Below are 13,416 nucleotides of genomic sequence, written 5' to 3'. Positions count from 1 at the left end.
ACCTATCCGAATGGGTTTACCCCAGCATACACGATGTCGGATTCGGAAAACCTCCAGGAGCCTTGATGGATGAGCTCGTTGACCTGCTCCCCAGGACGCAGCGAGACGCCAGGCGGGACCTTGATGGCAAGCATGGAGCCACCCTTCCCCACGTAAGCAGGGTTGCCGGCAAAGAGGGAATTCAAGGTCGCATTAGTCGACAACATCTCCTGCGTTACGTATACCCGCCCCTTCGAGTCCGCTCGGATCGCGCCTGAATCAAGGATTCCCCGGAGTCCTCTCTCATCCGTGTAATGAAAGACGACGTCGTCATCAATATTTCTGAAAAGAGATTCCGGCGAGCCGATCGTCAGAGGTGAGGTCGCGTGAGCAAGTTGCCGCTCAGCCCCCGCAGTCACCCGCTCAAGCGACTTCGCTCCCTGTTTGGCTGTCTTGGCCGCCGCCGCGGCCCAGCCGGCGATGGGAATCATCGCCGCTGCGGACAGTCCTGCGTTCAGGTCGTCGCCCTCGCCCAGGTACCAAAGCGCGTTGACGCCGTCCGCCGCCTCGCCCGCGAGCGGGATGTACCCGATCAGGTCGAGCAGCTGGTGACCCGCGTCCGCCCAACTGTCCGCTGTGACCAGGCGCCACGCCACGCTGAGGCCGCTGAACGGGATGAGGTTCATCAGCCCGGTCACCTGCTCCTCGAAGCCCGGCGCCTGTGCCGGACCGGACGGTGCCAGCTCCGAGACCGGTGTCTGCCCCACCGTCCGCACCACCGGGTTTTGCCCGGTTACCGCCTGAGTGATCTTCTGCGTGTTCGGGTCTCCGACCACTGTCTCCGCGACGCCCGAAGCCGGCAGGTTCGGTGACGACGACACCGGCGGTTTGATCCCGCCGCTGTTGCCGTAGACCGGCTGCGTCGCCGCCTTCGGGATCGGCAGCGGGTTGTGCTTGACCGCTGCCTGGCCCGCCGCGCGGTAGTCGATCGCCGGCGGACCGCCGTGACCGCCGCCGTGGCCGGTGCCGGTCCCCTTGCCGGGCCGGTTACCGCCACGCCCGGGCCCGGTTCCCGGGTTCGGGCTCGTGCCGTTGCCCCAGCCGTCACCCACCAGGTCCCACGCCTTGAACGGGTCATACCCCTGGTTGGGTGGCGCGAGCTGGAGCTCCGGGCCGGAGTCGGGGCGTCTGACCGGATGGGCTTCGGCCCACTTGCAGAGGCCCCAGGTGATCAGGCCGCCATAGCAATACCAGGGCAGATGGCCGTCGAGGTCGACGGTGTTGACCGGGGTTCCGTTCCCGTACGTGTAGCGGTTGCCCGCGATCGACGGACTGCTCGGCAGCTCGATGTCGTCGCGGGCCGTGAACGTGCCCGTCCCCGGCGTGTACCAGCGGGCGCCCATGTCGACCGCCCCGGTCGCCGGATCGGTGTAGTCCGACTGGAAACCGAGCGAGCCGTTCACACCCGTGGACGCGGTGCGTTCCCCGAAGGGGCCGAACGCCGTCGAACCGGTCAGCCCGCCCGAAGGAGCCGGATCGAGACCGCCCACCACGTCGGCATGCACGTCCGTCAACGTGAGCTGCGATGCGCCCGACGAAGTCCGCTGGGCCAGCAGACCGCCGCCGGCACCGCGGACGTAGGAAGCCACACCGTCGGTCACGAGGTCGTGGCCGGCACCGTCGTACTCGAAGTTCTGCCCGTTCCGGCTGACCGTGCGGTCGAGGCCGTCGTAGGCGTAGATGCTTTGGCCACGGGTCACCTGACGGTCGAAGGCGTCGAAGGTCGAAGCGATCGTGCCGCTCGAGTCCGTCCTCGAGGCGAGTGTCCCGCGCGGTTCCCAGGCGAAGGTTGCCGCACCTTCCGTCAGTTGACGGTTGCGCTCGTCGAACGTCGATACCGTGCCACCGGCTTTCGTCCGGTTCCCGGCACCGTCCCAGGCGTACTCGGTCTTCGCCCCGTTGGCGGTCCACGAAGTCAGCCGGCCCGCGAAGTCGTACTCGTACGCATTCGCCTGCGGACCGCCCGGCCCGGTCGTGTCCTTCGACTTCAGCCGATCGTTCAGGTCGTACCCGTAACCGGTGGAAGCGAGCACGCTGCCGTCTCCGGCCTTGACCGTGTCGGACTTCGGACGACCGAAGTCGTCGTAGGTCACCACCCGCTTGCGATTGCCGTACGTGATCTCCGCCGGCGAACCCGCCGTGTCGTAACCGACGGTCTGGGTGACTCCGGTGATGCCATCGGTCTGGGTGGCGAGCCGGCCGCGGTCGTAGGTGAAGGATGACGTCCCGGCGGCGTCGGTGCGCTGACGCAAGCGACCGGCTTCGTCGTAGCCGTACGTCGACGTGCCACCAACCGGCCCCGCAGTCGTCAACAGCGCACCACGGTCGTTGTACGTGAAGACACGGTCGCCACCGGGCGTGTCCACGGTCCGCAGCCGACCGGCCAGGTCGTAACTTCGCCGATGGGACACCGTCGGCTCGGCGGCGCCGGCGCCGCTCTCCTCGGACAGCCTGCCCAGGGCGTCGAACGTTCGCTGCCGGGTCACACCTCCTGGCGCGAGCAGCGAGACCGGTGCCCCGGTGAGGTCGTAGCCGGTTGTCCAGGTGCGCTCGCCCGGCGTCGGGTCAGCGCTGGTCGAAGGCTCGATCACCGACTCGGGCAGGGCCAGCGAATTGTAGGTGCGGATGGTCGAGTTACCGCGGCCGTCGGTGACACGGGTGCGCTGCCCGGCGACGTCGTAGCCGTAGGTGCTCGTGATCGTCTCGGTCGCCGAAACCGGTTCCTGCTGCTTGACCAGTCTCGATGCGTTGTCGTAGTCGTACCGGGTCGTCCGGTTGTCCGGGTCGGTGGTCGAGAGCAAGTTCCCCACGGCGTCGTAGGCCGACGAGGTCTTGCGCAGGATGTGCTCCGTCGCGTCCAGGTCGTAGACCGCGGTGTTCCGCCCGGCCGGGTCGATGCTCCGGAAGACGGTGTGCCCACGGCCGTCGGTGGTCCGGACCTGGTTACCGGCGAGGTCGTAGCCGGACTGCGTCACGACACCGGCGGGATCGGTCCTGCTGGTCAGCTGCCCGATCACGTCGTACGAGTACTGCTCGACCTCACCGGTGGGCGAAGTCGCCGTCTTCAGGTTGCCGGCGTCGTCGTAGCGCAGCTTCGTCGTGTAGGCAGCCGGGTCCGGACGACGTTCGAGCTGGGTTCGGGTGATCGGCCGGGCAAGGTCGTCATACGTGGTTTCGGTGCGGGAGCCGGTCGGATCCGTGACCGACAGCCGGTCGCCCGCGACGGTGTAGGAATACTGCCAGACTCCGCCCGGCTGATCACCCGCGTCGGCCTTCGGGTCGATCTTTTCGACCAGCCTCCCGAGCTGGTCGTACCGGTAGCGCGTGACGGCACCCAGTGGCCCGGTCACCGCCTTGACGTTCCCCGCGGGGTCATACGCGGTGCGGGTCACCGCCTTCGCGCCTTGGTCGTCGCCAGGCTTCCGGTATTCGGGCGACGCGGACTCCACGACCCGCCCGGCCCGGTCGTAGCGGGTGGTGCTCACCCGCCCGGCCGGATCTCGCACGTCCGTCGGCTGTCCGAAGGTGTCGTAGCCGGTGACCGCCTGCGGGCGCACCTGCGTGGGAGCCTCGCCGTTCGACTCCGCCGAGACGGCCGCTCCGGTCACCGACGTCCGCAGGCCCAGCTTGTCGTAGCCGTACGTCGTCGTGAACGGCGCCGGGTCCGCACCGGGCAGGTTCCCGCGGGCGTCGGTGACGGAAGTGACGAGACCGCGCTGGTCGAACGTCCGCGACGTGGTGAACTTCTCGGCTTGCCGGTTGTGGACGGTGTCGCTGACCTTCCGCCCGGCGACGTCATAGCCGTACTCGGTCGTCTCGACCCGTCCGGTGTCGATGCGCGAGCTGTTGGAGCTCAGGCCGGTATGGGTGATCTTCGTCAGGTCACCCGCCGGTGAGTAGGCGAACTCGCTCCGATTGGCGAGCCCGGCGGGGTCGGAGGTCTGGGCGATCCGGCGCCCGGTGGGGTCGTACTCGTAGGTGGTGATCCGTCCACCCGGCTCGGTCTTCTTCACGACGTTGCCGGCTGCGTCGTAGGACAGCTCGCTCAAGGTGATGTTGCGCTTCGCGGCCGCGGGGTTGTCCGGGTCGGCCACGTCGGCGGCGATGGTCTTCCACAGCCGGTCGTCGGTGTAGTACTGGTAGCGGGTCGTCCGCCCCATCGCGTCGGTCTGCCGGATGAGTCGTCCGGAGAAGTCGTACGCGTAGGACTGCAGGACCAGCGAGTCCTTGAGAACCCCGTCGCCCTGTCCGTCACCCCCGTCATCACCGGGGTCGGTCGCTTGGCCATGCCACGAGCGCAGCCGCACTTCGGCGATGGCGTTGCGCGCGGTATAGGCGTATTCGTACTTGTTGCCGTCGGGATCGACGAGCCAGGTCTGGTTGCCGAAAGTGTCGTAGCCGACGAACCGGCTTGCGCCCTCCGGATCCGTCACCCGGCTCGGCCGGCCCGCTCCGTCGTACTCGGTCGTGGTGACGCGGCTGGGATCTCCGCCGGTCAGATCCCGTTCCTCGACGCGAGTCACGCTACCGTCGGCGTCGTACTCCGTGGCCTGCTGCGCCGTGTGCGTGACCCCGGTGACGGGATTGACCGACCCGGGACTGGTGATGGAGACCTGGCGGGACAGCGAATCGTAAGCGTACGTCGTGGTCAGCCCGCCGGGGTTCGCCTCGCTGATCTGGGTCTCGGTTTTCTTGCGGCCCAGGACGTCGTAGGTGAACTTGGTCGTGAGTCCCGCGGCGTTGACGATCTTCGCCAGATCACCGTTGCGGTAATAGGAATACGTGATCACGCCACCACGGGGATCCGTGGTCTGCTCGATCAGCCCGCGAGGCGCATTGCCGCCACCGACGGCCGCCTCCGTTCCGTCCGTGTAGACGTGCCGGACGACACCGCCGTCGGGGGTCGTCTGCGACTCCAGGAGCCCGGCGACGGTGCCACCCGTGTAGGTGTACGTGGTGGCGTAGGTCGAGTCCTCGGCACTCACCGATCGCGCGTCCCGCGCCGAGAGCACCTTGTTGTTGCGCGGATCGGTGAAGTCGTCGGTGTTGACGTAGTAGGTGTAGTAGCTCGTCTGGCAGTTCCCGGGAGCGATCCGGCAACTCCTCCGCGAAACGATGTTCCCCTGCTCGTCGTGGGTCAGCACGACCTGGTTGCCCAGCTCGTCCCCGATCGTGGTCTGGAAACCCTTCTCGTCGTAGTCGTAGGTCCGGACGCCGAGTCCCATGACCGGACCGCCGACCCAGGTGCTGCCCCCGACCGGCCCGCCGCAGTAGCCCGACGGGATGTCGGTCGGGCAACCCGGCACGGGCGGCGGCGCCGGGTTGCCGACACCGTCACGCCGGTCCTCGGGCCGGATTCCGAGACCGAGCGGCGCGACGTAGCGGAGGATCCGGCCGCGAACGGGGTCGTAGTCGTAGAAGTGCAGACGGTTGCCCGGATCCGTGACCTGGACCGTGCGCACGACGTTCGTGGCGGTTCCCGTGACGATCGGCGACACGATCTTCCAGCGGCCGCCGTGGCGGTCCGTGTACTCGCTCAGGCGATCGGCGGCCTTGTCGTACTGGAGCTGGGCGGCGGTCCGCCCGCTCGGCAGGGTGATCTTCGAGACGTAGTCGGCGGCCGCTTTGGCCCGGAAGTGCGCCTGCGCCGCGGTCTGCCCGAGCGCGTATTCGTAGAAGGCGACTTCGTCGATCTGACCCGAGAAGAACCGCCGGGGCGAACTCCCCCATGCAGGCCATCCCGCCGGGTCACTCGCGTAGGCCGCGCCAATCTGGTTGTACAGCAGGTCGTCCTGAATGATGTCGCCGTTGACGCTGCCGATCTTCTGTCCGTCGAGGAAGAGCGTCTGCGTCGCCAAGGACCCGGAGAGCACCACGTGGTGCCACTGGTCGTCGGTGACGGCACCGGCGCTGGTGATGGGAGCGACGGTGCCGGTCCAGAACTGCCCGCGCAGTTTGCCGTCGGTGCCCACGTAGAGCAACGGGACCCCGGTGGCCGACGTGGTTCCCAGCGCCGACTTCTGGTAGCCGGCCAGCGGACCGCCTTGTGCGGTCTTGAACCACAGTTCGACGGACAAGTCGCGGTTCTTGCGCAAGGTGCCGTCCGGCAACACCATCGTCGACGAGGTTCCGTTGAACGTGGCAGCGGTATCGGCCGACTCGGCGAGCGCTCCGGGCACGCCCAGTGCGACATCCTGGAGTGTCGCCTTGTCCTTGCCGAGGTTCGTGGTGACCTGGCTTCCCGCGGTGGTTCCGGTGGGCTCGCCGAGGCGCCAGTACGACGCAGGCCGAGCGTCCGTCACCGTGCTCCGGTAGTGCGAGCCCGCCACCTGGTCGTAGCGGGTGCACCCCCCGTACGGGTCGCACACCTGGGTCAGCTTGTCGCCGTCGTAGCTGTAGCGCCAGGTGAGTTGTTTGCCGTCGACCGGATCGGTGCTGACCGTCGAGACGTGGTTGCCGCTGTAGGTGAAGTAGAAGATCCGGTCGCTGGTGCGGCTGATGACCCGCTTCAGATGGTCGACCGTGCCGTAGTCGAGCTCGACGTAGCGGCCGGCCTGGTCGTAGATCGCGATCAGCCGGCCGTCGGGACGGAACCGGTAGGCGGTCTGTTCCTGGTCGACCAGCACCCAGCCACCACCGGCCGCCTCGACTTCCGCCCGGAAGTTGGCCGGCCGTCCTTCCGGCGCGGCGAACGACCCGTCCGCGTTGCGCCCGAAGCGGATCTGCTGCCCGTCGGCGATGGTGACGACGACGTTGCCGGAGCCGTCGTCGTCAGGCGTGACCCGCATGTCGTACCGGGTCGACCAACCGGAACCGAAGAGCAGGTCACGCCGGGGATCGAGACTGTTGTAGGTGCGGGCGATGGACAATTCCGGCCCGGTGACAGTTGCGGTCGCGTCGACGGCACTCGAGTGGTAGTTGCCGGTCTGCGGATCGAAGTCGGCTTGGGTGCCGCTGTACGGGGCGTTCGCCAGGTGCGACGTGATCTCGGGCTGCGGCACCGCGGTCAGCAAGTGACTCGGCGGCAGCTTCTGGCTCTCGGAAGTGCCGTCGAACGCGAACGCCCGCCACTGGTAGTCCTTGCTCCAGCGCAGCACACCTGCCGGCACCGTCCAAGTGCGCTTCGCGACGTAACCCGAACTGGTGCAGTTGACGCCGGTCTGCGTACCGTCGGAGTTCTGCTGGTACCTTTCGCAAACCTCGAAGCGGTACTTGAGCGAGGCACTGGGAGGTGCGTCGACGTCCACGGCGTCGAGCCAGAGCTGGGGTGTGAGCGTCGGCGCGGAATAACCGTTCGGCGGGTACTGTGCCTTCACGACCGGCGGGACGTCGACGACCCGCAGTGCCAGCCTGATCGGCGCTATCTGCTCGTCCGTGAACCAGGCCCCACCGCGGCGGAGCATGCTGAAGTCGAAGAGGTAGTCACCCGGCTCGATCGCCTTGATGGTCGCCTCGAGCGTCACCGAGGCGCCGCGAGGGACGTCTCCGGGCAACGACGCCGCCTCGGTCGAGGCAACGGCTGCGCCGGAGGTCCGGAAGGCACGGTACCCCAGCGCGTAGGTCGACGGCGTCCACGTCTCGACGCCGCGGTTGGCCACCGTGATCTTGATCTTCCCGTTCTGCGAACGCGTCACGGGCGGGTCCACGGTCGCCGACTCGATCCGGTATTCGGCGTCGTAGATCGAGTGGGTCACGTACAGCTGGGGCGGGTTGGCGGTCCGGTGGCCGGCGAACTTCTTCCAGCCGTAGGCATCGGTTTCCGAACCGCGGATGGTGAGTCCGTAGTTCGCCTGAGCACCCGTGGCCCAGCGCTGGACCAGGTCACGACCGGCGTCCCCGAGGTTCATCAGCTCGTATGCGGCGGGGCAGCTCGACCGCGTCTGGCCACGGCCGATGTACCCGTGGGCGAACGAGGCGTCCGTGAGCGCGGGGCCGAACCCGGGACCGGGGTAGCCGCCGTTCGAGCCCCACGGCGAGGTCACCGCGTGGACGGTGAGCGGGCGGGGCTGGCACGACCACGACCACGAGTTGGCCAGGTTGAGGTACGCGCCGAAGATCTTGTGGTTGCGCAACCGATCCTGGACACCGTCGAACGCCAGGTAACTCGCGGCCTTGATGGAGCCGGTCGTACCGGCCTTGAGTTCGGAACCACCGTCGAACCGGCTGCCGTCCTGGACCACCATGCTCGCGTTGGCCGACGACGTGTCGACGCTGGGATCCACTTCGACGGGGAACTTGCGGGCAGGATCGGTCAGCCACTTCGGGTCCAGGTCGACCTGGAGGGCGGGGCCGCTCTGGAGTTCGATGATCCGGTAGGTCACGCCCGTCGACATCGCGGATTCGCCGGTGAGGGAATCGCGGGAAGCGTCGGTCATGAACCCGGCCGGGATGTGGGCGCGTTCCCGGCCGTCCCGGTCGAAGAGGGCGACCCGGCCTTCGACGACGGCCGGGCGAAGGCCGCGAAGGTGCAACGGGAACAGCCAGGATCGAGGAGCGTCCGGCGTCCGGAGCACGATCGTTTCCTTGACACCACCCGGAACGACCTCCATCCGGAGGTCCGAGTCGGGCCGCACCGCCGGGTAGGTCAGTGTGGCACGTGAGACGACTCCTGCGGACGGTGCGGACTGGTCGACGGCATAACCGAAAGCGTGATCGGCGTCGAGCCGGACCTCGACCAGCGGCGCTCCCGTGCCGCCGGCGGCGAATTCCAGGCCGACGGCATCGGCGGCGTTGCGCCAGCCACCGCCGGCACGCGGCACCAGGGTGGTGTCGATCGGCTGGAAGGCGCCGTCCGCGGTGCGGTAGTTGACATCCTCGGCGTTGAACTGGGTGGTGAGCGTTCCGTCCGTGTTGACGAACGTGCGCTCCTTCGCGGTGCGCTGCTGCGGGAGCTCCTTGCTGGTCGAGGCGTCGAACCCGGTGCGGTTGGTCGGACCGGTGGCCGCTCGCACCGAAGCACTCGCCGGCTGCCCGGTAGCAGTGATCGGCGGGTACTTCGACTGCAGGGAACGCGGTCCGGCGACGTTCCCCGGTCCCGCCGGGCTGTCCTGGTGACCCTCTGCCGAACCCGGTTTCTGCTTGGGCGCCAGCGCCATCGCGGCTTCGAGCCGCTCGACGTCATCGAGTGAGCCGGGCGCGTCGAAGCGACCCGCGGGGCCGGCGACACCGGCGAAGAGCGCGAGGACGAGCAACACGAGCAGAGCTCGTCCGGCGCGGGGACGACGGACGGAACGCGAGCGGACAGACATCGACGATCACCTCGGGGATCGGGGAACGACGGATCGCGGGCGCGCGGTACCCACGCTCGACCCGAGCACCGCGGGCCGGACGGCGTACCTACTGGTCGATCAGAACTTCGGCTTCGGAGCGGGACCGCCGGTGAACACGACCCGGGTGCCGTCGGCGGTGCGCGCGGTCAGCGACGCCACGACGGCCGATGAGTACACATAGGACACCCCGTCGGCGTCACGGAACGCCGCGACGACACCGCCTGTGCTGTGTGCCGTCAAAGCAGGGTCGGTCACGCTCTGGTAGGCAGCACCGGTCCGGGCATCGGCGAGCCGCTGCCAATCACGGTAAGCGGCGCTTCCCGGGGCGACCTGTTCGGTCACGTAGATGTAGCCGTCGTTGGCCCTCACGGCGACGTGGACCGTTCCGCCGGTGTCCGTCGCCGCGGCGGGAACTCCGGCGGCGGTGATCCCGGCGAGCTGGCTCCAAGCGCCGGTGAACCCACCGCTCAGTTCGCGCTGGGTGACCACCTTGCCGTCCGGCTGAATCGCGAAGACCTGGAGGTTCTTGTCCGGGTTCGCCACCGCGGCGGCAGCCGACGGCCAGCCGGTGCCGGGAACGGTGAGCCACGCGCTCAACGCACCGTTCGCGTAGGTGGCCTTGGTGTAGAGCCCGGCCGTGGTCCGTGCGAAGACGTCGATCCCGTCCGCTTGCGGCACGACGGTCAGATCCGAGCTGAGCCCGGTCGAGTCCAGGGCTCGCCACGGGAGGAACTGCTTGCTCGCCGGATCTTGCGGTCGCACCCAGAGCTTCCCGCCGGCGTCGACCGCGAACGCGTAGGACACGCCGTCGCGCAGCACCAGCCGCGCCGGCCCCGGAGTCCAGCCGCCGAAGCCCGCCAAGGCCGGCCAGCCGGTCACGCCCGACGCCTGGCTGCTGACACGGGTCTCGCTGTCCTGCCCGAGCGCGGCGACCTGCAGGCTGTTGTCCGCCGTCCGCACTGCCGCGGGAACGCCGGAGAATTCCTGGTAACCCGGGATGACGGCGAACTCCACGATGGTCACGTCGTCGGTGCGCTGCCGCCCGTGGATGAGCCTCCCGAAGTCGTCGACGTAGAAGTGCTGGATCTTGCTCTCGGTGCCCTCGACGAGGATCGTCGCGGGACTGGGCCGAGCCGGCACCGCGGGACGAGCCGGCAGGGCCGGGTTGATCAGCTTGCAGTCGTCCGTCGTGACGCTCAGCTGGTAGTCCGTGCCGATCGTGCCGACCACCTTGGGGCCGGTCCAGCTGCCACCGCCCAGGTAGCGGTACCACTTGATCTGGCCGTTGTTCTTGTCCAGTGCGTACAGGACGTCACCACCGGCCGAGGCGATCTGGGCGAAGTTCTGCCAGCCGGTACCGACCAGCGTCGCGTATTCGACCCACCGCTGGCTCACCGGGTCGTACTGGAAGCGGTAGAGCTCCCCGGCGGGTGTGCGGGCGTAGAAGACGCCGGCGCCCGCGCCGACGATCAAGTCGTACTTGGTCGGGGTCCAGCCCGTGTCGATCAGGCGGTCCGTCCAGACCTTGGTCGTCTCGTCGTACCGCACCCAGGCGAGGATGTTGTCGTGTGACCAGTAGAAATCACCGGTGGCGTCGACAGTGATCCGGTTCCGGTACTCGGGCAGCGTCGTGCCCCTCCAGCCCGTGGCGATCTTCTGGCTGACCCCGCCGTTTTCCCAGCCGGTGGGAAGCCGGCGCTGACGCAGGACATCGCCGTTGTCGAGGATGGAGTACATCCGGCCGTCGGGGCCGGCGAGCGTCTTGCCGCTCCACGCGTTGCCGATCGTCGCCCGTCCGGTCCAGGACGTGGCGCCGGTCTCTGGCTCGTTGTGGCGGTCGAGGTCCAGGTGGGTGTCGGGGAGGGTGTAGAAGACGCTCGCGCCGGCGCGGCAGGTGATCGTGTCGGCCGCGGCGGCCTGGGTCGCTCCGACTGCACTCACCACGCCGGTGAGGGCGACGGTGAAGGCGCAGCAGAGCGTGACGGGTCTCCGGGCAAACGATCCCTGACGCATGGATTTCCCCTCGTGAAAGCGTTGTCGGGCAGCACGAACCGACCCACGCGCGCAACGCGGCAGGCCATCGGTGAGCAGGCTGGTGAAGGCGCCGGTCGGCCCGGCTTTCCCCCGGAGCGCCGCACCCTCCATGCCGCGCGCAGACGAGCTCGCCCTCCCGCGAGCTGTTCGATCTTCCTATCGACCCTCTGACCCGGCCGTTACTTTTTCTTTGACAGTTGCGTCATTCGGCCTACTTCCAACGGCGCAACTGACGCGAAAAAGCCGGGTGCCACCCGGCACCCGGCTTTCTCGCAAACCCGTCGTCAGCGTTCGCTGGAAGGCGACACCAATTCGCTCGGCCCGCCGCTCGACTCCCCGGCCACCGCGGCCAGTTCCTCGCCGACGGACTCCCCGTCCTTCGGTCGCGCGTCCTTGGTCAGCAGTGACGCCACCGCGCCGATCAGGCAGACCACGATCGCGAAGCCGAACGCCACCGCCAACCCCGACTGGAACGGGCCCGAAATCAGGTTCGGGAAGAAGCTCCGGCCCGTCAGGAACGACGCCTGGTCCGGCGGCAGCGACGACAGCTGGCCACCGAGGAGCTGCTGGATCGGGTTGTAGCCCAGGAACGCCGCGAACAGCACCGCCACCGCCGGGAGGTTGGCGATCTGCGCCGCCGAAGAGGCCGGGACGCCGTGCTCGATCAGGCCCTGGCTCATCGTCGAGGGCAGGCTCGACGACAGGCCCGCGATGATCAAGCTGAAGAAGAAGCCGATCGACAGGACCATCGCCGCGTTCTGGAACGTCGTCATCATGCCCGCGCCCGAACCCCGGGCGTCGGCCGGGAGGCTGTTCATCACCTCGGCGCGGTTCGGGGAGGCGAACATGCCCATGCCGATGCCGTTGACCAGCAGGATCGCCGCGAACGCCCAGTAGTTGAAGTTCACCGGGAGCAGGATCAGCAGCAGGAACGTCACCGCCGTGATCAGCAGGCCGCCCGAAGCGAGGAACCGGCTGCCGATGCGGTCGGACAGGACGCCCGAAGCCGGCGCCGACAGCAGGAAGCCGATCGTCATCGGGAGCATGTAGATGCCCGCCCACAACGGCGTCTGCTCGAACGTGTAGCCGTGCTGCGGGAGCCAGATGCCCTGCAGCCAGATGATCAGGATGAACTGCAGCCCGCCGCGGCCGAGGGAGGCCGTCAGGTTGGCGACGTTGCCCCAGGTGAACGAGCGGATCCGGAACAGCGACAGCCGGAACAGCGGGTTGTCCACCTTCGATTCGATGACGACGAACGCCACCAGCACCGCGAGCCCGCCGATCAGGCAGCTGAGCACGAACGGGCTGCCCCAGCCGGTCGGGGACGAGCCGTACGGCTGGATGCCGTAGGTGATGCCGATCAGCACCGCGATCAGGCCGACGGCGAAGGTGATGTTGCCCCACCAGTCCATCCGCGCGTGCTTGCGGACGCCGGTGTCGTGCAGCTTGAGGTACGCCCAGACCGTGCCGATCACGCCGAACGGGACCGAGACGAGGAAGATCAGGTTCCAGTCGACCGGCGCGAGCACGCCGCCGACGACCAGGCCGAGGAACGAGCCGGCGATCGCCGCGACGCCGTTCATGCCGAGCGCCAGGCCGCGCTGGTTGGCCGGGAAGGCGTCGGTGAGGATGGCCGAGGAGTTCGCCATCAGGAAGGCGCCGCCCACGCCCTGCACGATCCGCCAGCCGATCAGCCACAACGCGGCCGCGTCACCGTCGAACCAGGTGACGGCCAGCATGATGGAGGAAACGGTGAAGACGGCGAAGCCGAGGTTGTACATCCTCGCGCGGCCGTACATGTCGCCGAGCCTGCCGAAGCTCACCACCAGCACCGCGGTGACCACGAGGAAGCCCATGATCATCCACAGCAGGTAGCTCGTGTTGGCCGGTTCCAGGGGGTTGATGCCGATGCCCTTGAAGATGTCGGGCAGCGCGATCAGCACGATCGACGAGTTGATCGTGGCGATCAGCATGCCCAGCGTCGTGTTGGACAGCGCGATCCACTTGTACCGCGGCCCCAGTTCCGCGATCGAATACGTCCGGCGTTCCGCCACTGTGCAACCTCTCTGCTCGC

The 13,416-nt window shown here is 68.2% G+C and carries 3 protein-coding genes; all 3 read right to left on the bottom strand.

Going from position 1 to position 13,416, the window contains the following annotated elements; genetic code table 11:
- Positions 1-2: 2 nt before the first annotated feature.
- A complete protein-coding gene (locus tag ABZX11_RS04355; RefSeq protein ID WP_354909756.1) occupies positions 3-9,233 on the bottom strand; it encodes a LamG-like jellyroll fold domain-containing protein in 9,231 nt (3,076 codons plus the stop codon).
- 153 nt (positions 9,234-9,386) lie between these two features.
- Complete coding sequence (locus tag ABZX11_RS04350) at positions 9,387-11,249, bottom strand: tachylectin-related carbohydrate-binding protein (protein ID WP_354909753.1); 1,863 nt, start codon at positions 11,247-11,249, stop codon at positions 9,387-9,389.
- A 377-nt stretch (positions 11,250-11,626) separates the two neighbouring features.
- Positions 11,627-13,396, bottom strand: coding sequence for an MFS transporter (locus ABZX11_RS04345; protein ID WP_176172093.1), 1,770 nt, complete (start codon positions 13,394-13,396; stop codon positions 11,627-11,629).
- Positions 13,397-13,416: the final 20 nt, after the last annotated feature.

This window comes from Amycolatopsis sp. NPDC004169 (genome assembly GCF_040610315.1).
Classification (GTDB): domain Bacteria; phylum Actinomycetota; class Actinomycetes; order Mycobacteriales; family Pseudonocardiaceae; genus Amycolatopsis.
The sequence above is the reverse complement of the archived record's forward strand: the minus strand, read 5'-3'. Positions and strand labels throughout refer to the sequence as shown.